The sequence below is a fragment of the Achromobacter sp. 2789STDY5608615 genome (assembly GCF_001298995.1).
Lineage (GTDB): Bacteria > Pseudomonadota > Gammaproteobacteria > Burkholderiales > Burkholderiaceae_B > Achromobacter > Achromobacter insuavis.
On sequence record NZ_CYTY01000033.1, the window covers coordinates 22072 to 45545 of the forward strand.

Consider the following 23474-nt stretch of genomic DNA (forward strand, 5'->3'; position numbering starts at 1 on the left):
TGCCCGGTTCGGCCAATTCAATATTGGAGTTGATTGATAATGCGCTACCACTTCTGTTCATGACTTCGATGAGGTGGCTAAATGGCTGCAGAACAACAATCAACTGGTGTTGATGGGTTTACTGTTTTTGATGCGTCAGCTTGGATGCCTGTGTACGGCGAGTGGTGCGGTCCTGGATGGTCTGCTGGGCAGAGAAATCCAAATATAACAATTCAGCAAATGCTGGACAGTCCTGTACTGATGCTTCCGGGAGGCCAGGCGAGTATTATCGACACAATATGCAAGGCGCACGACATCGCTTATGCGAAGGCAGCGGGGCAACCGAACGAGGCATATTTGATTGCGGAGGCAGATAGCGCTCTGCTTGAAGCGTTGCGAGCGGTGGATTTTAAGTCGCTTCCCGAGCAGGAAGGCGGGTATGCGACGTTTATGGCATTTGCTTTCTATCACAAGTTGGTGATTATCGACTGGCCTCGTATGGGTGGTGAGGCGGTATGGAGTAAAGTAAAGGGGCTCACCGCTTGGGTAATGAGCTTGCTGGATCGGCTCAATGGCCTGACATATACGGACATTTTTGGCAGTACCATTGTTGGGACTTCATTTTCAGGAAACGTGGAAGGCCTGGCGTATGTAATAAAGGGAGTGACCGGCACAAGACCTGGTGGTAGAACTGCGACATTCACTCATTACAGGGACGGCTATCAGGATCTCTATTCTGGCGTTGATAGTGCTTATGACCCCAATACGGGTGCAGTCCTCAAAGTATGGGTTGACGGAACGATTACTCTAATTGAGGGACTTCGTCAGATGCAGTTGACCAGCCCATCGGCGAGTGGTGTGCCACAACCATTGGCTGGAAGTTTCGTTAACCCTGTGCCCGGCGCGGGCAAGGACCCTAACGCAGCGCGATTTTTCTGGAACGGGTTTTACGTTTTTGACGGCACGCGATGGTCGAAAAAGGCATCCGGAGAATTCGATGCTTGGGTTTGCGTCTCTAATGAATGCGTAGCCGTACCCAAGATGGCACGATAAATGCTGAACATCGGGCCTAGTTGCTGCCCGATTGCCTCATGCATCGCAAGCGTTTACCCAGGAATGAGATCGTCGAGCGCGCAGGAGCGAGTAACTGGCCGGGCGCGCGAGGTCTCGCCGGGCTGGAACGTGGCGGCCGGTTGGTCGCACTGGACCGCGCGTGACGGCGAGGGCAGCCCGATCCAGACCGACCAGCCGCGCAGCCTGGTGCGCCTGTTCACGACCTATCAGTTGCCGGGCGATTGGAACCGGTTGACGGTGGGCGGCGGCGTCAACTGGCAGAGCCATGTCTACACGATCGCCAACGGTCCCAATGGCGAAGAGCGCGTGGGGCAGGGCAGCTATGCGCTGGTCAACCTGATGGCGCGCTACAAGTTCGACAAGAGCCTGTCGGCGCAGCTGAACGTCAACAACCTGATGGACCGCAAGTACTACTCGCAGATCGGCTTCTACAGCCAGGGCGCGTGGGCGGCGGGGCGCAGCGCGACGTTGACGATGCGGTATCAGTATTGAGGAAACACGCGGGCGCTACGGCACGATGACGATGGCGCCCGCGTTCTCTCTTTTCTCCGCCATGCGATGGGCATCGGCGATCCGGTCCAGGCTGAAGCGGGCCGAGATCGCCGGCTTGATCCAGCCCTTGTGCAGCGCCTCGAAGACAGCCGCGGCGTTGGCCCGGAAGGTGGCGGCATCGGCATTGTGTGGAAACACGGAAGGCCGCGTGAGAAACAGGCAGCCTTTCTTGTTCAGCAGTTCGGGGTCGATGGCAGGCGCCGGCCCCGATGCCGCGCCGAACACCACGACGGTGCCGAATTTCGCCGCGCAGTCCAGCGAGCCCAGAAAGGTATGCCGCCCGACGGAGTCATACACCACCTGCGCCTTGCGGCCGCCGCTGGCCGCGATCACCCGCTCGACCCATCCTTCCTCGCTGTAGTTGATGGCATGGTCGCAGCCCGCCTCGCGCGCGATCCGGCATTTCTCGTCCGATCCCGCCGTGCCGATGACGACGGCGCCCAGGGCCTTGGCCCAGCTGCTCAGGACTTGCCCCACGCCACCCGCGGCGGCATGGACCAGCACGGTATCGCCGGCCTTCACGGGATAGGTCCTGCGCAGCAGGTATTCGGCCGTCATGGCCTTGAAGAACACGGCTACCGCATTCAATTCATCGACGCCGTCGGGAATGTGCGCCAGCTTGGTGGCGTCCACATTGCGGCGGTCGGTGTAGGCGCCGATGCCGGCGTTCATGTAAATGACGCGGTCGCCCACGCGGAAATCCGTCACGCCCGGCCCGACGCTTTCCACCACGCCGGCGGCTTCATGTCCCAGCCCCGTCGGCAGGGGCAGGGGATATTTTCCGGAACGCTGATAGATATCGATGTAGTTGAAGCCCATGGCGATCTGCCGAAGCTGGACTTCCCCCTGGGCGGGCGGGGCGATTGCTTCTTCCCGAAGCTGGAGCACGCCAACGTCTCCGAAAGCGTCCAATTGGATCAAGCGGCGGGAAATTGCGGCTGCGGGCATGCGGATCTCCAGGGTGGGAATCAGGGTGCCCGCCCAGCATAATTCATAATTATGGAGAAAAGCGATGCTGGTTTTCGAGAGGGGACCCGCCGGGATCGATACCCGGCAGGCTCAAACCGGCTTGGCCTTCAATGCAGCTGATCCGAGCCCTGTGGCTGCAATCCCGCCAAGGCATTCCACTCGGGATCCTTGTACATGTGCAGTTGGATGGGATAGACCGGATGCCCCGCCAGGCAGGCGTTGAACGCGTCCAGGAACGCCTCGACGTCGTGCGTGTAGAAACGCCATTCCTTCTGGTGGTTGCCGGTCAGGCAAGCCACCTGCACCGCCAGCGCGGAGTCGTCGAAGCTGCGCTCGATGGCTTCTTCGAAGGCGTTGGTGCTTTGCTTGTCTGCTTCATTGGGCATGCCGTTTTCGATGCCCGTGTACGGCCAGGAAATGATGACCAGGTTCTCGTTGACCTGGCGCGCGGGCGCAGGCGGCAGGCCGGTGCGGAAACGGACCACGACCAACAGATCGTTGATGCGGGCTTCGCCCACGGACCAAAGATCGCCTGGAAAAATACTGCTCATTGAATCGAATCCTGTGTGGCTGGCCGGGCTTGCGGGCTCGGCGCTTGTTATGGCTCGGCAGCGTTGCGCGCACGCGCTGACGAGGGAAGGTCCGCATTATCGATGGCGGATTTGCGTGTGTCCCCAATAAAGTGCAACGGGATTTTTCGTCAGGCCGACGAGCGCGGATTCACTTGCGCGGGTACGAACCCAACAACCGTATCCCCGGATGGGCCGCCAGCACGGACGCCAGCGGCTCCTGCCGGGCGTGGCCGGCCACCTCGATCACGTAGCGATGCGTGTCCAGCGTCTTCTTGCTGGGTCGCTCGTAGAGGGTCAGCACCGGCACCTTGGCGTCGACCAGCGCCGCCAGGGTGTCGTTGAACCTGTCGTCCGACGTGTCGACCAGCAGCGAGGTCTTGTCGCGCCCCGTCGGCGCGGGCATCGCGCGGCCCAGCACCCACCAGCGGGTCACGTTGTGCGGCCCTTGCTCGATGCCATCCACCAGCGACACCAGCGAATAGACCGATGCGCCGACCTTGGGGCCGAACGACGCCTTGTCATGGCCCGGACTGTCGGCCACCGTCTTGGCGGCGGCGCCGCCGCCGGCCGCTTCGGTGCGCTTGACCGCGGGCATCTCGCGATCGACCCACGGCTTGACTTCCTCGAACGCGACCGGATGCGCCAGCACTTCCTTGACGTCCGCCAACTTGGTGCCGGGCCTGGCCAGCAGGCTATAACCCAGCATCTTTGGATACTCGGCCACGATCATTACGTCCGGCAGGTCCAGCACGGCGTCCAGATAGCGCGTTACGCCGACGACCGACGTCGTGACGGGCACGCACGCGTGTTCGATCTTGCCGGACTGGTAGCCCTTGAACAGGTCGTCGCGCGACAGCGCGACCAGGTCCGTGGGACCGAACAGGTCCAGACAGGCCTGGTGCGTCCAGGAACCCGCGGGTCAGGCGCCCGCGTTGCCATACTCTACAACGGCAATGTCACGGAAGGCGCGGATCAGCGCCAGCCGTGGCGATCCGCGCGACCAGATCAGGCCGAAGCGGCGCGGCTCGCAGGGCTCGGGTAGCGGCAGGGCGAGCAGGCCGAGCCGTTCGATCGCGCCGTTGGTGGAACGCGGCAGGATCGCCACGCCCAGGTCGCGGCTGACCATCACCGCGATCGATTCGATGGCGTTCAGCTCGAACCGTTCGCGCGGTGTGATGCCGACGCGCCGCAGGTAATCGTCGATGTGTTGGCCGCCCCAGTCGCTGCGCTGGTAGCGGATGAACGGCTCCGCCGTCAGCAGGCTGTGCGGGTGGCGCCCGGCATGGCGCGGCGCCGCCGCCAGCACGTAAGGTTCTTCGCGCAGCAACTGCCAGCCCAGGCTCTTGGACAGCGGGTAGGGCGCTTCCAGCGCGATGGCGGCGTCCAGTTCACCGCTTTCGATGGCGGGGTAGAAGCGCGCCGAATGGCCAGGCTGGATCTCGACGTTGATCAAAGGATGGCGCCGCACCAGGTGTTCCAGGATGGCCGGCACCATCGAATTCAGCGCCGTGTTGCCGGCGCCCAGCCGCAGCTCGCCCATCATCTCGTCGGAGCGCGCCAGGTAGCGGATCTTCTCGATCCGCTCCAGCACCTCGCGCATCGGCCCGATCAGTTCGGTGGCCTTGGCGGTCAGGTGCACGGTGCGGCCGGCGCGCGCCACCAGCGCCACGCCCAGCTCCTGTTCCAGCTTGCGGATCTGCTGCGCCACCGCGCCGTGGGTCAGCCCCAGGCGGCGGGCGGCCTCGGCCATGGAGCCATGGCGCGCCACGGCGGCCAGCGTGTGCAGGAAGTCGGTGTTCATGATGATAGATATTCTATCGTCTTATCGTAATTTGGCTGTCCCCGATCGCACGTCTCCAGCGCCACAATGCCCCCAGGAGACATCAATGAGAAGCAAGCTTTTCGTCCCGGCCTCGCGTCCGGAACTGTTCGACAAGGCCCTGGTCAGCGCGGCCGATGCGCTGTCCTTCGACCTGGAGGACGCGGTCGCGCCGCCCCGCAAGCAGGAAGCCCGCGCCGCTTTGGCCGCCTGGCTGGGCGCGCCCGCGGTCGCCACGGCCAATGCGCAACATCCCAAGAAAATTATCGTCCGCGTCAACGCCGCGGACACCCCCGACTATCCCGCCGACCTGGCTGCGCTGCGCGGCCTGCCCATCGACGTGCTGAACCTGCCCAAGGTCGAAAGCGCCGCCGCGTTGCGCGCCGCGATCGACGAGGCCATGGAAGCGGGCTTCGCCGGTGAATTCCTGGTCACCGTCGAAACCCCGCGGGCGCTGGCCGACGCCGCGCAACTGGCCGCGGCCCATCCCCGCGTTGCCGGCTTGCAGTTGGGCCTGGCCGACCTGTTCGAGCCGCTCGGCATCGAGCGCTACCAGCCCGACACGCTGCGCATGGTGATGCTGTCGCTGCGCCTGGCCGCGGGGTGCGCCGGCAAGTACGCCATGGACGCGGCCTATGCCCGCGTGCGCGACGCCGACGGCTTTCGGGCCGAGGCGCAACTGGCGCGCTCGCTCGGGTTCCTGGGCAAGTCGTGCGTGCATCCCAGCCAGATCGCCATCGCCAACGAGGTGTTCGGTTTCAACGCCGAAGAGGTCGCGCAGGCCGAGCGCATCGTGTCCGCCAGCCGCGAGCATGACGGCGTCGGCGCCTTCCTGCTCGACGGCAAGATGATCGACGCCCCGTTCGTGCGCCGCGCCCAGGACGTGCTGCTGGCCGCCGGCCGGGTAGCGTGAGGCCGGTCCCGACACCGACAATGAGTGAATTCCCCATGCAACAAGCATCCCCCGCCGACCTGCCGCTGGCCGGCATCAAGGTCCTGGACCTGAGCGCCTATATCGCCGGCCCCTATGGTTGCGCCCTGCTGGGCGACATGGGCGCCGACGTCATCAAGGTCGAGCCGCCCGAAGGCGACAACCTGCGCAAATACCCGTCGACGCTGGCCAGCGAAAGCCGCGCCTTCCTGGGCATCAACCGCAACAAGCGCGGCCTGTGCCTGAACCTGAAGGAAGCCGCCGGCCACGAGATCCTGCTGCGCCTGGTGCGCGAGGCCGACGTGCTGGTCCACAACTTCCGGCCCGGCGTGCCCGAGCGCCTGCGCATCGACTTCGCCACGCTGTCGGCGGTCAACCCGCGCCTGGTCTATTGCGCCATGACTGGTTATGGCGCGGTCGGCCCGATGGCGCGCCACGCCGGCTACGACCAGGTGCTGCAGTCCATGACCGGCATGTGCGCGGCCCAGGCCAAGGCCGACGGTCCGCCCGAGGTGCTGTACGGCTCGGTGGTCGATTACTGCGGCGCCGCGCTGATCTCGAACAGCGTGGCGGCGGCCCTCTACCGCCGCGAGAAGACCGGACGCGGCCAGGCGATCGAAGTCTCGTTGCTGGGCAGCGCGCTGGCGATGCAGTCGGCCCGCCTGGTGTGGGCCGACGGCGAATCGCGTCACATCGAGCGCGACATGCGCTCGGGCGGCATCACCGGTATCCATCCCACCCGCGACGGCCACCTGTACCTGTCGGCCAATACGCCGCATTTCTGGCGCGCGCTGTGCGGCCACCTCGACCTGCCTGAGTTGGCCGAACACCCCGACTACGACTCCGTCAAGAAGCGCGCGGCGCAGGCCGCCGTGCTGGTGCCGCGGGTGCGCCAGGCGCTGTCGCGCGCATCGGCGCGCGAATGGGCCGAGCGCTTTGGGCAGAGCGTGCCTTGCGCCGAAGTGCGCCCGGTCGAGGACATGTTCGACCATCCCCAGGTCGAGGCCATGGGACTCATGCGTCCGTACCACAACCCGCAGGCCGGCGATTGCCTCGGCCTGGCGCAATGGGCCCATTTCGGCGACGCCGCGCAAACGCCCGTCGGCGAGCCCGGGGCAGGGCACGGCGACTCCGGAGCGGGACGCGGCGAGTCTGGGACGCGGCGCGGCGCGCCCGGCCTGGGCGAACACAGCGAAAAAATTCTGTCCACCCTGGGATACACCGCGTCCGAAATCGACCGACTGCGGCAATCCTCGGTGGTGCAATAGCCAGCAAAACGATCACAAGACTCGTCCGAGACAGAACGAGGAGACAAAAAAATGCGTCCACGCTACCAGAAGCGTCCCGAAGGCTCCAACTGGGGTGATTTCGGCGACGACGACCAGCTCGGCACCCTGAACCACCTGGACCGCCAGGCGCGCCTGGCCGCCGTCGCGGAAATCCGGGAAGGGCTGTCTTTTTCCCTGAGCCTGCCATTGACGGTGCCGCGCGCGCCCGTGCTCAACCCGCGGCGCAAGGGCCCGGTGATCCAGCCCGCCGAGAAGAACGGCGTGCCGGTCTACCGCTATCCCCTGGCGCGCGACGTGCCGGGCGCCACCGACGTCGTCAGCGACGACCGCGTCACGCTGTCGCCGCAGTACTCCACGCAATGGGACGCCCTGGGCCACGTCGGCGCGATGTACGACGCCCACGGCACCGGCCAGCCGCAGCCCACCGGCTACAACGGGTTTACCGTCAGCGAACCGCGCGCCGACGGCTTCACCGGCACGCAGGACCTGTCCATCGCGCCCATGGCGCGGCACGGCATCCAGGGCCGCGGCGTCATGGTCGACCTGCGCGCCCGCTTCGGCGACGCGCATCGCAAGGTCTCGTACCAGGACCTGATGGACGTGATGCAGGCCGACGGCGTGCAGGCGCGTCCCGGCGACATCCTGTGCCTGCACACCGGCCTGGCCGACCTGGCGCTCACCCTGGGCGACGACGAACAGGAACGGCTCAAGACCAGCTGCTGCGTGCTGGACGGCGCCGACGCGCAATTGCTCGCCTGGATCAAGGACAGCCGCATCGCCGCCATCGCCGCCGACAACCACGCGGTGGAACTGCGCAACCATCACCTGGAATCGGGCAGCGGGCCGCTCTTGCCGCTGCACGAACAATGCCTGTTCAAGCTGGGCCTGCCGCTCGGCGAACTCTGGCATCTGACCCCGCTGGCGCGCTGGCTGCGCCAGCATGGCCGCCACGCCTTCTTCCTGACCGCCGCACCGATGTACGTGCCCGGCCTGGTGGGCGCGCCGGTCAACCCCATCGCGACCGTCTGACCTCGGGCGGATCGCGCCACGATCCTTGATCGATTCAACATCCCCGCAGGGGAGACGTGAGGAGCACACATGAAGAAAACCCGTCACGCGGCCCTGGCCGCATTGCGTCCCGTGGCCGCCGCGTTGGGCCTGGCCTGCACCCTGGGCGCGGCCCAGGCCGCCGGCTACCCCGACCAGCCCATCACCGTGGTGGTGCCGTACTCGGCCGGCGGCGGCGCCGACAACGCCGCCCGCATCATCGCGCAAGGCATGGGTGAAGTCGCCGGCCAAAGCGTCGTCATCGAGAACAAGGGCGGCGCCAGCGGCTCCATCGGCGCCGCCTACGTGGCCCGCGCCAAACCCGACGGCTACACCGTGCTGTACGACGCCTCCGCGTTCTCCATCAACCCCGTGCTGCGCAAGCTGCCCTACGACGCCAAGAAGGACTTCATTCCCGTCTCGCAGGCCGTCAGCGTGCCCAACATCCTGGTCGCCGCCACCGGCTCGGCCTTCAACAGCCTGCCGGACTTCATCAAGGCCGCGCGCGCCAATCCCGGCCGCTACACGTATGCCTCGTATGGCCCGGGCAGCCTGGCGCAGATGGCCGCCGAACTGCTCAAGAAGGATGCCCAGATCGACGTCGTGCACGTCCCGTACAAGGGCGGCGCGCCGGCCATCGTCGACGTCATGGGCGGGCAGGTCGACGTCTACTTCGCCAACGCCGCGTCCAGCCTGAACTACGTCAGCACCGGCAAGCTCAAGGCGCTGGCCGTCTCGTCGGCCGCGCGCATGCCCGACCTGCCCAACGTGCCCACGGTCAGCGAAGGCGGCGTCAAGGCCTTCGACGTCGTCGAATGGAACGGCTTCTTCCTGCCCGCGGGCGGCGACCCGCAAGTCGTCGCCAAGTTGCAGGACCTGGTGCAGAAAGCGCTGGCCCGCCCCGAAACCCGCGACAAGCTCGCCAAGCTCGGCCTGACCCCGGTCGGCAGCAGCGCGGCGGACTTCGCCAAGTTCGTCGACGCCGAGCAGGTCCGCTGGGCCGAGGTCGTGAAAACCAATAACATCACCGTGAACTGATCGGAGGGGGCGGGCAGCGCCGTTGCCCGCCCCGCCGATGCAAGCCCCCAAGGAGATGCCGCAATGAGCCGGGAAGACGATTTCGAGCGCGGCCTGGCCAACCGCCGCGCCGTGCTGGGAGAAGAATGGGTGCAGCGCTCGCTGGACCGCGCCACCACCTTCACCGCCGACTACCAGAACCTGATCACCCGCTACGCCTGGCACGACATCTGGAGCCGTCCGGGCCTGCCGCACAAGGCGCGGCGCATGATGGTGCTGGCGGTGACCCTGTCGCTGGGCCGCTGGGAGGAATTCGAGCTGCACGTGCGCGCCGCCCTGACGGCGAAGGACGAATCGCGGCTGAGTCCGGATGAACTGAAGGAAGTGCTGCTGCAGAACGCGATCTACGCGGGCGTGCCGGCGGCCAATACCGCGTTCAACCTGGCGCAGGGAATTCTGCGCGAGGTGGCGGAGGAGATCGGGTATGTGCTGGCGCCGGCGCAGGCGCGGCAGGCGGATCTGTTTGGAGACGGCGGCAAGTGAGCCTGGCATGGCGGGCGCATCGGTGACGCCTGCAATGACCGGAGAAAAGCGGCCTGCGTCCCGCGCGGACGGCCCCCACGACGCACAATGTCCCATTAATCGCGCCGTTCTGTCTCAGCGCGCGGTATTTGCGTTTCTTATCTCGATCATCCGTGTAAATTCGCCCACGCTTTCACGCTCCAGACGGTCGCCACGGCGCGACCGGCCGCGATGAAGCGTTCCGCAATTCGACTGATGCTCAAGATCATCCATGCTCGCAAAACTACGTCGCAAGGCAGGCTGCGCTCTCTTTCTCTCCCTCGGTATCGGCGCCGCGCTCGCAAGCGGGGCGGGGAACGAGCCGGATCCCGCGATCACGGACCCGCATTTTCAGCTGGCGCCGGGCTATCTGCCAAAAGAGCGCCTGCCCGACAGCCTGGAACTGCTCGGGCCGCCGCCCGCCGCGGCCAGCGCGGCGCTGGCGCGCGATGAAGAGGCCAGGGCGGCGACCGTGCCCCTGCGCAATTCCGCGCGCGCCACGCTGGCCCGCCTGGATGCGGATCTGCAGTTTCCGCAACCGGCCCGCAGTTTCTCGTGCGCCATGGGCTTTGCCATCACCGAAGGGCAGACCCCGCACCTGTACCGGCTGATGCAGAAAGTGCTTACCGATGCCGGACTGTCCACTTACGGCGTCAAGAACACCTACAACCGCGCGCGGCCGTTCGTGGTCCACGATGAAGGCACGTGCTTTCCGGAACAGGAACCGCTGTTGCGCAAGGATGGCTCATACCCGTCGGGGCACACGGCGGCGGGCTGGGCCTGGGCGCTGGTGCTGGCCGAAGTCAATCCCGAGCGCGCCAATCGCCTGCTGCGGCGCGGCCTGGAGTTCGGGCAAAGCCGGGTCATCTGCAACGCGCATTGGCAAAGCGACGTGGACGCCGGCCGCACGATGGGCGCGGCCACGGTGGCGCTGCTGCGTGACAACGCCGAGTTCGTGGCGGACCTGAATGGCGCGCGCCAGGAGGTGCGGGCGATGCAGGCCGCCGGGTCGGCGCCGGGCCTGGATTGCGCGGCGGAGGAAGCGGCGCTGTCGCAACCGCGATGACGCGTTCTCCCCTTATCACGCTGCCGCATCGAGACACCATGAAATCCTTTTTCGCCGCCCTGATTGCCCCGAGTCTGGCGCTGGGCCTATGCCAGGCCGCGTTCGCCGATGGCGCCCTGCCGATCAGCCCATTGATGGACAAGTCATCGCGCTCGGCCGCGCAGTGGCAATTCAACGCCAGCCCCTACGCCTGGGCGTCAGGCATCCGCGGGACGGTGGGCCAGTTCGGCCAGCCAGCGACCCGCCTGGACTCCAGCTTCAGCGACGTGATGAGCGAGCTGGACCTGGCTTTCATGGGGGCGATGGAGGCGCGCTATCAGCGCTTCTCGTTGGTCGCGGATGTCATGTACGCGCAGCTCTCCGCCGGCGGCAGCATCGGGCGCGGCGTGCTCGGCAGGCGCGTCGATGTCACGTCCAAGCCCTTCTCCGGCTTCTTCGGGGCGGGGTACGAAGTGCTCGGGGGCGACCAGGGGCACCTTGACGTCATCGGCGGCGGACGGCTCTGGTACGCGAGCACCAGGCTCTCCGTGAAAGGCGGCCTGCTGGATGGCCGTGGCGAGCGCGACAGCGCCACCTGGATCGACGCGGTCGCCGGCCTGCGGGGGCAATATGCCCTGAGCGACCACTGGTACCTGACCGGCTGGGGCGTGGTGGGCGCGGGGCAGGCCAAGCTCGACTGGGACGCGACGGCCGCGGTGGCCTATCAGTTCAAGTCAGACCTGGCGGCGGTGCTGGGATACCGCGCGCTGGGCGTCAACTTCAATCGGAATGGCTTTGTCTACAACGTCATCCAGCAGGGGCCTATCCTGGGGCTGTCCTACCGGTTTTGAGTCCGCGCGGCGTTTGAGCGGCTCACGGCCGGCTGTGCGCGGAAAAATGGCTGGACAGCGCGTTGTCGCCGTCGGTGGCGGGCGGACAACCCCGCCGGCCGCTGTCGCTGGCCTCGTCTGGCGCCAGGCCAAAGCGCGCAATGAATGACTTGCGAAATCGCGCCATGTCCCGAAAACCGAAATGCGCCGCGACCTGGCTCGCCGGTTGCGCGGCGTGGCGCGGATCGACCAGGCGGGCATAGGCCGCATCCAGCCGCTTGCGCTTGATGACGTGGGCAACGCCGCCCAGGTCGGCAAAGACGCGGTAGAGATGCGCGCGCGACACCCGGAACCGTTGCATCAGCCGCTCCGGGCCGAGATCGGGCTGCGTCAATTGATGGTCGATATAGTCCAGCACGCGCATGCGCAATGCCTGGCCCAGCACCGAGGTCGGCGAATGCTCGACAGGCGCCGTGGTGACCAGGCCCGCGGAAAGCAGCGTGCCCAGCGCCTCCAGCGCCGCGGCGTCTTCGCTCGCGGAGAGCTGGCCCGAGACCGCGTGGAAGCCGCAAAGGTAATCCTTGAGCAGGCGCGTCATGGGATTGCCCGCCTGCAGCACCAGTCCGTGAAGGTCGCGCGCGCCCAGCGCCTGGTTGATACCGGCCCGGGGAATCGTCATCGCCAGGCGTTGCCCGGCGTCCACCTGGCAGTGGTAGGCGCGCGCCAGGTCGATGAAGCAGATGCCTCCCGGGCCCGCCACCACATCGCGGCCGTCGAAATCCCCATGTATGGAGCCCGCGACCACGACATGCACCAGATAATGGTCCAGCCCGCTGCGGGCGATCGTCGGCCGGTCGCGCTTGTAGCGCTGCGCATTGAAGGTCGTGGCGCCCAGCGTCAACCCGCCCAGGTGGCGGATGCGCATGGTGCCCTCGAGCGTGGCCCCCTTGTCGCTGGAGACCACGGTCGTGTCGCAGAACGGGCGCGTCACCTCGCGCCAGTAATCATTACGAAGCGAGGGGGCAATGCCATCGGTGGAAATGAACGCTTCCAGGCAGGTCATGGTGACGTTTTACTCCAAATCGGGCGCCTCGAAGGCTAGGGCGAGACGCGTTGCGGCTCCGGAAAGCGCCAGCGGCCGTCCAGGATCGCCTGGCCCGGCTGATACAGCCTGACGGTGTAGTTCCAGCCCGCCATCGTGGGCAGGCAGTTCGGGATCTTGCCGTCGCAGCCGCCGAACTGGATGGCGATCGAGCCGTCGGCGCTTTTCTTGGCGGTCAGGTTGTTCAACGAGTAGGCGCCATACGGGTTCTTTTCGAAGTAGCCTTGCGCGTTGTAGACGCTGACCGACCAGAAGCTGTCGACGGGCACCTGGCCGACCGTGAGCCGATAGATGGTCTTGCCATCATTGTCGGGCACGGCCCCGCCGAGATAGGTGGCGTCCTTGGCGGGGTTTCCGCCCCAGCCCGTGGCGGTGCCGATCAAGTGCTGGATGGGGTCGACGCTGTCCTTCGTGCCGAACGCGCGGTTGTAGTTGGGCACCGTCGAACCCAGCACCAGCAGCGCATCGCGAACGGTCTTCTGGCTGGCCGCGTCCCACTTCGGCACCACGAATTCGCCCGTGCGGACCTGGTCGACGGCGATGGCGTCCTGCAGCGCATGCACCTGGCGGATATCCTCGGGCGAGGCGGGATCGACCAGCGTGCGGATCGCCACGAAGACATAGCGGGTGCCAATCGCCTCCTTGCTCAGGGTATGGCGGCCGGCGCCGTAGAAGACAGCCGGCACGTAATGGTTCTGGTCGACCACCTGCATCGACATGAAGCGCTTGCCGGTCTTGGGCAGGGTGATAGTCACCGGGCCGGCATCCAGGTCGAACACGGCGCTTGAATACAGCGTGTCCCGGTTCATGCGGATGACATTCTGCGCGTCGATCGAAACCGGCTCGCGGCTATGGACGAACCGCCCGAAGCTGCCATCGGCCACGATTTTCGCCATGTACAGGTCGGTCTCGGCCCGCACGAAATTGTCGACGCCCACCGGGATGGCGGCATCGGGAGAGGACTGCGCGTGGGCGGCGCCGGCAATGGCCATCGTCAGGACAACGAGGCGGGAGGCGGAGGTGCGTGACATTGAGGTCCTTCGATCATAGGGGCTTGATGCCGCATTCCAAAGCGCTTACGCGCTGCTCGCGCGTGGCTTGCCTGGGCTGCGGGAGGGTCGAGGCGGACTGTACAAGAACGGTCCGCGGCGGGCTTGCCATTTGGTGCCAAAAACGCGGGTGCCAAAAACGCGGGTGCCAAAAACGCGGGCGCCAAAACGCGGGCGCCAAAAACGGGGGCCAAAAAGGCCGGCGCCAAAGGCCGGCGCCCAAAACTCACGCCAGAAAGCGCATGCGCGCCGGCCCGTCCCGCCACCGAGGCTTCGGGTCAGGCGCGGTGGCGCAGCGCCGCCCGGAAGCGCGCGGGGTTCTGCCCGGTCCATCGTTTGAACGCGCGCGTGAAATGCGAGGGATCGCTGTAGCCGATCATGTAGGCGATTTCCGTGGCGGAATAGCGGTGTTGCCCCATGAGCCGCAGCGCCTCGCATCGGCGCGTCTCGTCGTGCAAGGCGTCGAAATCGACGCCGCTGGATTTGAGGCGTCGTTGCAGCGTGCGCGGCGACAGGCCGATGGTCCTGGCGATCCAGGCGAGTCTGGCCTTGTCCTGATCGGACATATGCGTGGCGAGCAGGCTCGCCGTATTGATCGCGCATTCCAGCGCCGCGGTGATCTTGCTGGCATCGTCCTTCAATGTGCGCAGGGGGCTGTCGAGCAGATCGCGGTCGAATTCGATCATGTCATGCTCGGCGCCGGTCACGATGTTCGGCCCCAGGCTCGCCTCCAGGGCGTCGTCGCCCCGTGTCCGGGGCGTTTTCAGATGCACCCGTATGGCCGAGGCGTCGCCGGCCATGAGGGGAATCTTCCGCAGCACGGCCAGGCTGCCGAGGATGAACTGCCGCGGATCCGCGTCGAGCCGGCTGGTGAAGCTGTGAACCAGCCGGGTGCTGCGGCCCTCCGTGACGATGCGGACCCTGCCGCCCTGGTGCAGCATTTCCGCATTGTTGGCGGCCATGGCGCACGCTTGCGCGATATTGGCCGAACGCAAGACCAGGTGGCCCCATGCCCCGAGCGAACGCAGTTCGGTCAACTGCCCCACATGGGCGCCGCCGAACGGGTCCTGCGTAATGCGGGCCATTTCATTCGCGATGTGGAAGCAGGCCTGTCGGGGCAGCCAGATATCGGGGTTCTGGAAAATGTTCGGCGAGATGCCCAGACGCTTGAAGAACTCGAGCGGGGACACGCCTCGACTGGCGAGGTAAGGGGCCATCTGCAGGAAACTGCGCAGCTTGATGGATGGCGCGTAGGGCGGTGCGGGTTCGGACACGGAACAGGAATGGCCGGCTTGAGAGGGAATTCCCGGCCGAATTTACCCCGAGGTCTTCCGCCCTGAGCGCATGACCTGGCCCGGTGAGACGAATCGCCGCAAATGATGAGACATTTGGCGCGGCGGCCGTGTGGAACCTTCACGGCATTGTGGCGTCGGGAGGCCGTTTCCCGCCCGACGCCTTTCAGCGGGCCGTCTGCCGAATCATTTCGCCGAGAATTTATACGCCGTCCGCCCATCCGGCGTGAACGTATACGTGACGTACATCGGAATCGTCCGGGCGCAGGCCTCGAAATTCCATGCCTCCCGCGCCGATCCCGAGATCAGCGCGGTGCCGGCGGCGTTGGCGCGGATGTCGTCGGACTTGCTGACCAGCGCGACAGCCACGGATTTCGGCGTCTCCTTGCAGCCGCTGGTGATGGACAGCAAGGGCACCAGCTTTTCCAGCACGTAGGGGGGATCGGTGGTGAGTGGTTCTCCCTTGACCGGAATGCCCCTGACGTCCTGCCGATACGTGGTCGGGGCGGCGCAGGCGGCCAGCAGGACGAGGGGAAGAACCAGGGCGGAACGGCGCAGCCGGGGGGCAGACAGGGCGGGTTTCGGATTGGGCATTGTTATCGGGGGATCCTGTATCGACTTGGTTTCTGAGGTTCCATCGCAGGCGGCGGCAGCGCCCGCTGATAGTGAAACGAATATACCGGATCAGTATCCGGGCGCTGATCGGCAGGCATCACGCAATACCGAATCACCACCGGCCCCGTTCAGCACGCGATGCCCCTTGTGTTTCCGTGTCACGCCGGCACGGACTCGCCGGTAACTATAATCCCCCCTCGATCCTCGCTTTGACGGCATTTCCCGCCGTGTCTCATGTCTGCCACGCCCCTACGCGTGCTGTCCGTCATCCCGCCGATGACGCAGCTCAATACGCCATACCCGTCCACCGCCTACCTGACCGGCTTCCTGCGCTCCCGCGGCGTCACGGCCACGCAGGAAGACCTGGCGTTGGCGCTGGTCTTGCGCCTGCTGTCGCCCGACGGCCTGCGCGCCGTGGCGGCCAGGGTGGATGCGTTGCCGCTGGACAAGCACACTCCCGCGATCCAGGCCTTCGTCGCCATGCAGCCGCGCTACCTGGCCACCATCGCCCCGGTGATCGCCTTCCTGCAAGGGCGCGACTCGACGCTGGCCCACCGCATCGTTGGCCGTAACTTCCTGCCTGAAGGCCCGCGCTTCGCTTCGCTGGATGTGTACATGGACGACGAGGGCGGCGACCCGTTGGGCTGGGCCTTCGGCGCCCTGGGCTTGCAGGACCGCGCCAAGCACCTGGCCACGCTGTACCTGAACGACCTGGCCGACGTGCTGCGCGACGCCATCGATCCGCGTTTTGAATTCGTGCGCTACGCCGAATCGCTGGCCGGCAGCCAGCCGACCTTCGACCCGCTGGCCGAAGCGCTGGCCGCGCCGCTGAACCTGGTCGACGACACCCTGCGCGACCTGACCCTGGAAGCGTTGGCGCGCCACCAGCCCACCATGGTGCTGCTGTCGGTGCCATTCCCCGGCGCCGTCTACGCCGCCTTCCGCATCGCCCAGGCCATCAAGGCGCAAGACCCCAGGATCATCACCGTGCTGGGCGGCGGCTTCGTCAACACCGAGCTGCGCGAACTGAAAGACCCGCGCGTCTTCGACTATTTCGACTTCGTCAGTCTCGACGCCGGCGAGCGCCCCTTGCTGGCGCTGATGGAACACGTCGAAGGCAAGCGCTCGCGCCAGCGCCTGGTGCGCACCTTCCTGCGCGACGCCGACAGCGGCGCGGTGCGCTACGTCAACCTGGTCGAGCCCGACGTCGCCTTCGCCGAAGTCGGCACGCCCACCTGGGACGGCCTGCCGCTGGACCGCTACCTGTCGCTGCTGGACATGCTCAACCCCATGCACCGCCTGTGGAGCGACGGCCGCTGGAACAAGCTGACCGTGGCCCACGGCTGTTACTGGAAGAAGTGCAGCTTCTGTGATGTCAGCCTGGACTACATCGGCCGCTACGAAGGCGCCTCGGCCACCGTGCTGGCCGACCGCATCGAGGCCATCGTGCAGGAAACCGGCCAGACGGGTTTTCACTTCGTCGACGAGGCCGCGCCGCCCAAGTCCCTCAAGGCCCTGGCCACGGAACTGATCGCGCGCAACGCCGGCATCTCGTGGTGGGGCAACATCCGCTTCGAGAAGACCTTCACCCCCGAGCTATGCGAACTGCTGGCCGACAGCGGCTGCATCGCCGTCTCGGGCGGCCTGGAGGTCGCCTCGGACCGCCTGCTGAACCTGATGAAGAAGGGCGTGTCGGTCGACCAGGTGGCGCGCGTGACCCGCGCCTTCACCGACGCCGGCATCCTGGTGCACGCCTACCTGATGTACGGCTTTCCCACGCAGACCGTGCAGGACACCGTCGACGCGCTGGAATACGTGCGCCAGCTGTTCGAAAACGGCTGTATCCAGAGCGGGTTCTTCCACCGCTTCGCCTGTACGGTGCATTCCCCGGTGGGGCTGAACCCCGAGGAATACGGCGTGACGCTGCGGCCGCTGCCGGACGTGACGTTCGCCAAGAACGACATCGGCTTCGACGACCCGACCGGGGTGGATCACGACGCGCTGGGACGGGCGCTGAAGAAGGCGATCTACAACTACATGCACGGGATCGGGCTGGACGAGGACGTGCGTAGCTGGTTTCCGTTCAAGGTGCCGAAGACGACGGTGGGGCGGCATCGGATTGCGAAGGCGTTGGGCCAGCACGCATAGGGCGTTTGCCGGCCGGGCCGGGCTTTGCCGTCCCGTGCCGACGTGCCGTGAAGCCACGGATACCGAGCCATCGCCACGGCCCGGTATCCGTCGGGTATCGACGCCCCGCCAGCCGCCTAGAAGTCCACCGACGCCGACAGCATCACCGAGCGCGGCGATCCCAGGCGCAGATAGCCCTCGGACGCCGACGACCAGTAGTCCTTGCCGAACACGTTGTTGACCGTGGCGCGCAGCGTCACGGGATGGTCGAACGCGCGCGTCGCATAGCGCACGCCCAGGTCCCAGCGCGTCCAGCCGGGGATGCGGCGGGTGTTTTCCAGGTTCTGGTATTGCCAGCTGGTCGACAGCGCGCGGGCGCTCAGCGTCACCCCGGGCGCAAACGACGGATCCCATTCCATGCCGATGTTGGCCATCCAGCGCGGCACGCCCACGGCGCTGTTGCCTTCGGTGTCGGCGCTGGCGGTGCGCGTCATCTTCGGCTGGATATACGTCACGCCGCCCAGTAGCCGCACGCCCGGCGCGAGTTCGCCGAACGCATTCAGCTCCACCCCGCGATTGCGTTGCTCGCCGCTGACGTCATAGCGCGTCACGCCGCCACTGAACGTGGTCAGCCCGGCGGGCTGCTTGATCTGGAACAGGCCCAAGGTGGTCGTCACCGAGCCGAAGTCCACTTTCACGCCGGCCTCGACCTGCTTGGTCTTGATCGGCGCGAAGATCTCGCCCGCGTTGGACGTGCCGGCCGGGGCGATGGGGCCGGTGGTCAGGCCTTCGATGTAGTTGGCGTACAGCGAGACATGGTCCCACGGCTTGACCACCAGGCCGAACGCCGGCGTCACCGCCGACTTGTCGTAGTGCGAGGTCTCCTTGCCCGTCACATAGCTGTAGTTGGTGGCCTTCACCGTCTGGTGGCGCACGCCGGCGGTGAGCTGCACGCGGTCGTCGGCGAACGACAGCGTGTCGGCCAGCGCGATCGTGGGCAGCTTCAGCAGCGAGGTGCGCGGCGGCGAACTCGATAGGCCGTCGATGGACGGCTTGGGAATTTCCACCGGGTCGTAAAGGTTGGACGGCGACATGCCGAAGATGTAGTAGTCGTAATAGCCGGCGCGCTGCTCGAACGTGGAATAGCTCAGGCTCACCTCGTGCTTGACCGGCCCGGTATTGAAATTGCCGCGCGCGCCCCACACCGACGATGTGTTCTGCTCGAAGCTGGGCCAGTAATACGGCCGCATCAGCAGTTCGCCGCCCTGGCCGACCACGATGGGATCGGCGTACAGGTAGCGGTTCTCGCTGCGCCGGTAGCCCACGCCGCCGAACACCGTCAGTTGCGGGGTGATGTCGTATTCGGCGCGCAGCACGCCGTAGTTGTCGCGCGACCTGGAATAGCCCCAGTCCGGCGAATAGCCCTTTGACGCCTTGGGCGCGCGCGGCACCGGCAGGTTGTCGCCGAAGATCAGCACCCCGGAATCGCCCGGCGCGTCGATGTCATTGGTCTGGTGGCCCGCGTCCAGCGAAACGCGCAGCCGGTCGCCGCGGTAGTCCAGCGCCACCACGGCCGTGCCCAGTTGATTGGACTGGTTCTGCACCGCGGTGTCGCCATCGCGGTACGAGCCGTTGAAGCGGATGCCGAATTCGTTGTTCTCGCCAAAGCGCCGGCCCATGTCGATCATGCCGCCAAAACGCGAATCGGACTGGTAGGTCGCGGTCAGGCGCGTCAGGGGTTCGTCGCCGGCGCGCTTGGGCACCACGTTGATGCCGCCGCCGACGCTGCCGCGCGGGCTCATGCCGTTGAGCAGCGCGGTGGGGCCTTTCAGCACTTCCACCCGTTCCACCGCGTCCATCGCGATGGTGCGCAGCGGCAGCATGCCGTACAGCCCGTTGAACGACACGTCCTGGTTGCGCACCGGAAAGCCGCGGATCTGGAATTCGTCGCCGGTGCCGGCCACCGAGCCCTGGCCGTCGTTGACCGTGCGCACCGAGGCGTCATTGGCCAGCACGTCGGCGATGGAATTGGCTTGCTGGTTCCGGATCAGTTCGGACGTGTAGCTGGACAGGTTGAATGGCGTGTCCATCAGGTCGCGTTCCCCCAGCATCCCGACCCGGCCGCCGCGCGCCACCTGGCCGCCGGCGTAAGGCTCGGCCAATTGCGGGCGGCCCGTCACCTGCACCGGGGCCAGCGTGGTGACGGCGGGCCCCTGGCTGGGCGCGGTGACCGCATAGCCGCCGCCGGGCAGCGCCGCGCTGGACAGGCCCGTGCCGGCCAGCAATTGCGACAGGGCGTCCTGCACTGTCATCCGGCCCGTGACCGCAGGCGCGCGATGGCGGGCGGTGGCGGCGCCGCCCGCCATGATGGGCGTATTGGTCTGGCGCGACAACGCCGTCAGCGCCGTGTTCAGCGGTTGGGCGGGCAGATCGATGCTGTAGCGCGCGTCGGCCGGCGCCTGGGCGCGGGCGGGGGTGGGCAGGGTGGCCAGCGGCAAGCCCACCGCGCTGGCCAGCGCCAAGGCCAGCGACGAACGCAGGAACGCGGCGCCCATGCCGCGCGGGCCGCGGGCGCGGGCAGCTGCCCCGTGGGGCGTCTGCCGCCTGGCGGCGGCTGGCTGGCGAATCGGGCCCTGGCCCATACCGAATTGGTGCATTTCAACTCCGTCTATCGAGAGAATCGTCGCCCTGCTGGGCGGCCTATCGATACAGAAGACGGACGAGGCGCGGAAACGGAGACACCCCGCGCGAAAAAAATCAGCGCAGGCGCAATTCGACATCGCCGTTGGGACGGGTTGCCGCCTGCAGCGGCAGGATGGCCTCCAGCAACTGGGCGGCGTTGCCGGCGTCCGCGCTACGGAACCGGCCCGTCAACCGCAAGGCGCTGACCGCCGGGTCGGCCGCTTTCAGGGGGTGATTCCGGAACGCGTTGATCGCGGGCAAGGCCTCGTCCAGTCGCTGGTTGTCGAACCACAACCAGCCGTTGCGCCACGCCGCCACGCTTTCCGGGTCGATGCGCCGCACGGCGTCGACCTCGCCATTGCGCCAGCTGACGGCCGCCGGCGCGCGCAGGTCCACGGTCGGACCGCCGCGCGACAGGGTGTACCAGCGCGCATCGCGCGGCGCCGGTTGAAAGCGGACATGGCCTTCTTCCACCGCGACCGATACCGGTCCGCCCCGGTCGCTGACCGTGAACACCGTGCCCACCACTTCCACGTCGCCGCCCCGGGTGCGCACCCGGAACGGCCGGTCGGCGTCCGGCATCACCGTGAACAGGGCTTCACCATGGCTCAATTGCACCACCCGTTCGTGGCGGTAGAGGCTGACCGACAGCCGCGTCTGCGGACTCAGGTCGATGCGCGTCCCCAGCCCGCCGCCATCGGCCTGGTCGGGCACCTGGGCCTGCGACAGTTGGCCCGGGCCGGTCTCGTAGGACGCCTGATACAACGGCCGGCGCCAGGCCCAGCCCGTGCCCAGCAGAGCCGTACAGGCGCCCGCCGCGCCCAGCCCGAGCAGCGTGCGGCGTGACAGCCCGGGGGCCTTTGCGGCCGGGTTGTCTTCCTGGAAATGCTCGCGCATGTCCGGCGCCACCCTGGCCAGCAATTGCCAGCGCCGTTGGGCCTCCAGGTAGGCCAGCTCATGCACCGGCGCCCGCTGCCGCCAGGCCGTCAGCCGGGACGCCGCCTGGCGGGCGGCGCGCGCCGTGGCGATCTCGGACGTGGCAATCAGGCCTAGCGCATGCTCGACAAGCGTTTCGTCGGGGCCGTCCCGCATCATCTCAGTTGCCATCGTCCGTCACTGGTTCGGATGTCGCGGGTGCGCAGGCGCCGGCCGGCCCCAGGTCCAGGTGCAGATGGCGCAACGCGCGAGCGCAATCGAGCGTTCCGCGCACCAGGTGTTTGGCCACCGCCGCCTCGGTAATGCCCAGCTGCTGCGCGATTTCGGCGCGGCTGTAGCCATAGGCGCGGAACAGCACGAAGGCCTGCATCCGGCGCGGCGGCAGCGACGCCAGCACCGCGGCCACGCGCTCCACGATCTGGCGCTGCGACACCAGCTGCTCGGATGATGGCGCCGTCAGCTCCGCCTGCAGCGGCGCGCGCTCGCTCAACCAGGCCTGCGCCACCTTGCGGCGGCGCGCTTCATCGATGCAAAGATTGTGGGCAATGCGAAACAGCAGCCCGCGCGACGACTCCACGCCCGGGCTCTCGTCCGGACGGCGGCTCAGGCTGCTGGCGTAGGCGCGCTCGAAGCTGGACTGCGCGATATCCGCGGCGTCATCGGAATTGCGCAGCTGATAGGTCAGGTGCCGATACAGGTCCCGGTAGTGGCTGAGCAACTCGTCGACGAACTCGCGCAGCGTCGTGGCTGGGGTGGTCCGCTTGGTGGCGTGGGGCGGGGAGGGCGCTGACATCGGGCAAGGAGAACGCCGCCCCGGCCAGCGGAGCGAGAAGGATTTTGTAAGAATGATTCGTATTATGGTTTGTTTGCGGGCGGTCGTGCAAGCGGGCGTTTACCCGGGTGGCGCGGCGCGGATCACGGGCAGCGTTCCCCGCCGTCAAATCCTTCCCGGCGTTTGAATTCCCCGGGGGCCAGGCCAAACGCCTTGCGAAAGGCGGTCGCGAAATGGCTCGGGTTGGAATACCCCAGGCCGAACGCCACCTCCATCACCGTGACCCCGCCCGCCAGCAGGCGCCGTTGCGCCTCGCGCATGCGCTCCTGCTGGAACAGCCCATACACGCTATGCCCGAACAGTTCGCGGAACCCGCGCTTGATGCGGATGGCGCTGATGCCTGCCTCGGTGGCCAGTTGCGCCAGCGTGGGCGGGTGCGCCAGGTCGGCGAGCAGGTGATCGCGGGCCGCCAGCAATTGCTGGCGGTGCGTCACGGTGCGGTTCGGCAGACCCGTGCCCGCGCGGCCGGCTTGCAGGAACAGGCCCGCGAGCAACAGCGCCTGGCCTTCGTGGAGCAGGCGGATGCCGGCGATCGTGGCCGGGGCCGCCGGCGGCAGGTGTTTCAGTTCGCGGCTTACCGCATACGCCGCCTCGTGCAGCCTGGCGCCGCGATAGCCGCCCAGGAAGCAGGCGCCTGAATCCAATGACCGCTGCAGCGGGCGGTCCAGGTCGCCGATCCAGCCGCGCAACACGTCCGGACGTACGGCGATTGACACGCTCTCGCACGGGCCATGCTGGTGGAAGCGGCCGCGCCGTCCGGGCGCGAAATACACGCTGCCCGACGTTTCGCGGGCGTGTTCGCCCTGATCCGCCGGGCCGCCTTCCGTCCAGCAACGGGTCAGGCCCCGCAACTGATAGGTAAACACCACGCGGTCGCCGCCCTGCGTATCGATCGACACCGGTTGCCTGAAGGCGCTTTGCCAATAGCAGAGCTCGACGCCGTCGCCCGCGGCCACCGAGATCAGCGTGTGGCGCTGCCGCGCCAGATGCGGCGCAAGGCGGACCGGGTCGAACATGGCCGAGGCCGGTAGGGCGCAAGCAGCAGGCGCGGCGGGGAATCGCTGGGGCATGGTGCGATGGCGAGCCGATACGGGTGGAACGAACCCGATTCAGGTGTGGAAGGGAACGAGACGCAACATCCAATGAGGCTGCTT

General features: G+C 66.9%; 21 protein-coding genes and 1 pseudogene. 10 read left to right on the plus strand and 12 right to left on the minus strand.

The features are described 5' to 3' along the window. The first annotated feature begins 81 nt into the window (after positions 1–81). Together AOZ49_RS32685 and AOZ49_RS23770 are read left to right on the plus strand one after the other, a co-directional pair. Positions 82–1032 (plus strand): hypothetical protein, encoded by a 951-nt coding sequence (locus AOZ49_RS32685; RefSeq protein WP_156355733.1) that lies wholly within the window; start codon positions 82–84, stop codon positions 1030–1032. A gap of 63 nt (positions 1033–1095) precedes the next feature. Further along, complete coding sequence (locus tag AOZ49_RS23770; protein WP_369815858.1) at positions 1096–1545, plus strand: TonB-dependent receptor domain-containing protein; 450 nt, start codon at positions 1096–1098, stop codon at positions 1543–1545. A 15-nt stretch (positions 1546–1560) separates the two neighbouring features. Here AOZ49_RS23770 and AOZ49_RS23775 read toward each other — a convergent pair whose 3' ends face one another. The 4 genes and pseudogenes from AOZ49_RS23775 to AOZ49_RS23790 form a co-directional block, all read right to left on the minus strand. Further along, a complete protein-coding gene (locus AOZ49_RS23775; RefSeq protein ID WP_054478079.1) occupies positions 1561–2553 on the minus strand; it encodes a quinone oxidoreductase family protein in 993 nt (330 codons plus the stop codon). A 128-nt stretch (positions 2554–2681) separates the two neighbouring features. After that, entirely contained in the window at positions 2682–3125 is a 444-nt protein-coding gene (locus tag AOZ49_RS23780) for a DUF695 domain-containing protein (protein WP_054478080.1), read from the minus strand. A gap of 169 nt (positions 3126–3294) precedes the next feature. Next, positions 3295–4065 (minus strand): annotated as a pseudogene (locus tag AOZ49_RS23785) (prephenate dehydratase); the annotation flags it as partial. Beyond that, positions 4066–4947, minus strand: coding sequence for a LysR family transcriptional regulator (locus tag AOZ49_RS23790; RefSeq protein ID WP_054478081.1), 882 nt, complete (start codon positions 4945–4947; stop codon positions 4066–4068). Between the two features lie 85 nt (positions 4948–5032). Between AOZ49_RS23790 and AOZ49_RS23795 the strand changes: the two genes are divergently transcribed. From AOZ49_RS23795 to AOZ49_RS23825, 7 genes are all read left to right on the plus strand, one after another. Continuing rightward, complete coding sequence (locus tag AOZ49_RS23795) at positions 5033–5878, plus strand: HpcH/HpaI aldolase/citrate lyase family protein (RefSeq protein WP_054478083.1); 846 nt, start codon at positions 5033–5035, stop codon at positions 5876–5878. Positions 5879–5913: 35 nt separating this feature from the next. Further along, positions 5914–7164 carry a CaiB/BaiF CoA transferase family protein gene (locus AOZ49_RS23800; RefSeq protein WP_054478084.1) on the plus strand — a complete coding sequence of 417 codons (1251 nt, stop codon included), beginning with the start codon at positions 5914–5916 and terminating at the stop codon, positions 7162–7164. 51 nt (positions 7165–7215) lie between these two features. Next, positions 7216–8214: a cyclase family protein gene (locus tag AOZ49_RS23805; RefSeq protein WP_054478086.1), complete on the plus strand. Its 999-nt coding sequence runs from the start codon at positions 7216–7218 to the stop codon at positions 8212–8214. Between the two features lie 69 nt (positions 8215–8283). Continuing rightward, entirely contained in the window at positions 8284–9270 is a 987-nt protein-coding gene (locus tag AOZ49_RS23810) for a Bug family tripartite tricarboxylate transporter substrate binding protein (protein ID WP_054478087.1), read from the plus strand. Positions 9271–9333: 63 nt separating this feature from the next. Further along, the gene (locus AOZ49_RS23815; RefSeq protein WP_054429755.1) at positions 9334–9792 is read left to right on the plus strand and encodes a carboxymuconolactone decarboxylase family protein; all 459 of its coding nucleotides are present in this window, start codon (positions 9334–9336) and stop codon (positions 9790–9792) included. A gap of 250 nt (positions 9793–10042) precedes the next feature. Beyond that, complete coding sequence (locus AOZ49_RS23820; RefSeq protein WP_054478088.1) at positions 10043–10876, plus strand: acid phosphatase; 834 nt, start codon at positions 10043–10045, stop codon at positions 10874–10876. Further along, positions 10873–11706, plus strand: a complete 834-nt coding sequence (locus AOZ49_RS23825; RefSeq protein WP_231690425.1) for a hypothetical protein — start codon at positions 10873–10875, stop codon at positions 11704–11706. Before AOZ49_RS23820 ends, AOZ49_RS23825 begins: the two co-directional genes overlap by 4 nt. 22 nt (positions 11707–11728) lie before the next feature. Here the strand turns inward: AOZ49_RS23825 and AOZ49_RS23830 are convergent, their stop codons facing one another. The 4 genes from AOZ49_RS23830 to AOZ49_RS32690 form a co-directional block, all read right to left on the minus strand. Continuing rightward, positions 11729–12748 (minus strand): AraC-like ligand-binding domain-containing protein, encoded by a 1020-nt coding sequence (locus AOZ49_RS23830; protein WP_054478092.1) that lies wholly within the window; start codon positions 12746–12748, stop codon positions 11729–11731. A gap of 35 nt (positions 12749–12783) precedes the next feature. Further along, positions 12784–13818, minus strand: a complete 1035-nt coding sequence (locus tag AOZ49_RS23835) for a DUF1254 domain-containing protein (protein ID WP_054429751.1) — start codon at positions 13816–13818, stop codon at positions 12784–12786. Positions 13819–14114: 296 nt separating this feature from the next. Continuing rightward, the gene (locus tag AOZ49_RS23840) at positions 14115–15110 is read right to left on the minus strand and encodes an AraC family transcriptional regulator (RefSeq protein ID WP_231690426.1); all 996 of its coding nucleotides are present in this window, start codon (positions 15108–15110) and stop codon (positions 14115–14117) included. 204 nt (positions 15111–15314) lie between these two features. Further along, a complete protein-coding gene (locus tag AOZ49_RS32690) occupies positions 15315–15722 on the minus strand; it encodes a hypothetical protein (RefSeq protein WP_054429750.1) in 408 nt (135 codons plus the stop codon). A gap of 255 nt (positions 15723–15977) precedes the next feature. Here AOZ49_RS32690 and AOZ49_RS23850 point away from each other — a divergent pair, with 255 nt between their 5' ends. Beyond that, positions 15978–17891, plus strand: a complete 1914-nt coding sequence (locus tag AOZ49_RS23850; protein WP_054478111.1) for a B12-binding domain-containing radical SAM protein — start codon at positions 15978–15980, stop codon at positions 17889–17891. 116 nt (positions 17892–18007) lie between these two features. On the opposite strand, the gene AOZ49_RS23855 is transcribed toward AOZ49_RS23850, so the two are convergent. The 4 genes from AOZ49_RS23855 to AOZ49_RS23870 form a co-directional block, all read right to left on the minus strand. Further along, on the minus strand, positions 18008–20527 hold the full coding sequence (locus tag AOZ49_RS23855; protein WP_197286767.1) for a TonB-dependent siderophore receptor: 2520 nt from the start codon (positions 20525–20527) through the stop codon (positions 18008–18010). Positions 20528–20627: 100 nt separating this feature from the next. After that, complete coding sequence (locus AOZ49_RS23860) at positions 20628–21659, minus strand: FecR family protein (protein WP_082380564.1); 1032 nt, start codon at positions 21657–21659, stop codon at positions 20628–20630. Next, on the minus strand, positions 21649–22281 hold the full coding sequence (locus AOZ49_RS23865) for an RNA polymerase sigma factor (protein WP_082380565.1): 633 nt from the start codon (positions 22279–22281) through the stop codon (positions 21649–21651). The genes AOZ49_RS23860 and AOZ49_RS23865 overlap by 11 nt, the downstream gene beginning before the upstream one ends. Positions 22282–22403: 122 nt before the next feature. Continuing rightward, the gene (locus AOZ49_RS23870) at positions 22404–23336 is read right to left on the minus strand and encodes a helix-turn-helix transcriptional regulator (RefSeq protein ID WP_054478116.1); all 933 of its coding nucleotides are present in this window, start codon (positions 23334–23336) and stop codon (positions 22404–22406) included. Between the last annotated feature and the right edge of the window lie 138 nt (positions 23337–23474).

What these genes read in the sequence shown, in the direction of transcription:
- AOZ49_RS23790 (WP_054478081.1), bottom strand. Translation starts at nt 4,947, where the DNA reads ATGAACACCGACTTCCTGCACACGCTGGCCGCCGTGGCGCGCCATGGC.
- AOZ49_RS23820 (WP_054478088.1), top strand. Translation starts at nt 10,043, where the DNA reads ATGCTCGCAAAACTACGTCGCAAGGCAGGCTGCGCTCTCTTTCTCTCC.
- AOZ49_RS23850 (WP_054478111.1), top strand. Translation starts at nt 15,978, where the DNA reads ATGTCTGCCACGCCCCTACGCGTGCTGTCCGTCATCCCGCCGATGACG.
- AOZ49_RS23795 (WP_054478083.1), top strand. Translation starts at nt 5,033, where the DNA reads ATGAGAAGCAAGCTTTTCGTCCCGGCCTCGCGTCCGGAACTGTTCGAC.
- AOZ49_RS23805 (WP_054478086.1), top strand. Translation starts at nt 7,216, where the DNA reads ATGCGTCCACGCTACCAGAAGCGTCCCGAAGGCTCCAACTGGGGTGAT.
- AOZ49_RS23870 (WP_054478116.1), bottom strand. Translation starts at nt 23,336, where the DNA reads ATGTTCGACCCGGTCCGCCTTGCGCCGCATCTGGCGCGGCAGCGCCAC.
- AOZ49_RS23825 (WP_231690425.1), top strand. Translation starts at nt 10,873, where the DNA reads ATGACGCGTTCTCCCCTTATCACGCTGCCGCATCGAGACACCATGAAA.
- AOZ49_RS23835 (WP_054429751.1), bottom strand. Translation starts at nt 13,818, where the DNA reads ATGTCACGCACCTCCGCCTCCCGCCTCGTTGTCCTGACGATGGCCATT.
- AOZ49_RS23865 (WP_082380565.1), bottom strand. Translation starts at nt 22,281, where the DNA reads ATGTCAGCGCCCTCCCCGCCCCACGCCACCAAGCGGACCACCCCAGCC.
- AOZ49_RS32685 (WP_156355733.1), top strand. Translation starts at nt 82, where the DNA reads ATGGCTGCAGAACAACAATCAACTGGTGTTGATGGGTTTACTGTTTTT.
- AOZ49_RS23830 (WP_054478092.1), bottom strand. Translation starts at nt 12,748, where the DNA reads ATGACCTGCCTGGAAGCGTTCATTTCCACCGATGGCATTGCCCCCTCG.
- AOZ49_RS23800 (WP_054478084.1), top strand. Translation starts at nt 5,914, where the DNA reads ATGCAACAAGCATCCCCCGCCGACCTGCCGCTGGCCGGCATCAAGGTC.
- AOZ49_RS23855 (WP_197286767.1), bottom strand. Translation starts at nt 20,527, where the DNA reads ATGCACCAATTCGGTATGGGCCAGGGCCCGATTCGCCAGCCAGCCGCC.
- AOZ49_RS32690 (WP_054429750.1), bottom strand. Translation starts at nt 15,722, where the DNA reads ATGCCCAATCCGAAACCCGCCCTGTCTGCCCCCCGGCTGCGCCGTTCC.
- AOZ49_RS23860 (WP_082380564.1), bottom strand. Translation starts at nt 21,659, where the DNA reads ATGGCAACTGAGATGATGCGGGACGGCCCCGACGAAACGCTTGTCGAG.
- AOZ49_RS23815 (WP_054429755.1), top strand. Translation starts at nt 9,334, where the DNA reads ATGAGCCGGGAAGACGATTTCGAGCGCGGCCTGGCCAACCGCCGCGCC.
- AOZ49_RS23770 (WP_369815858.1), top strand. Translation starts at nt 1,096, where the DNA reads ATGAGATCGTCGAGCGCGCAGGAGCGAGTAACTGGCCGGGCGCGCGAG.
- AOZ49_RS23775 (WP_054478079.1), bottom strand. Translation starts at nt 2,553, where the DNA reads ATGCCCGCAGCCGCAATTTCCCGCCGCTTGATCCAATTGGACGCTTTC.
- AOZ49_RS23810 (WP_054478087.1), top strand. Translation starts at nt 8,284, where the DNA reads ATGAAGAAAACCCGTCACGCGGCCCTGGCCGCATTGCGTCCCGTGGCC.
- AOZ49_RS23780 (WP_054478080.1), bottom strand. Translation starts at nt 3,125, where the DNA reads ATGAGCAGTATTTTTCCAGGCGATCTTTGGTCCGTGGGCGAAGCCCGC.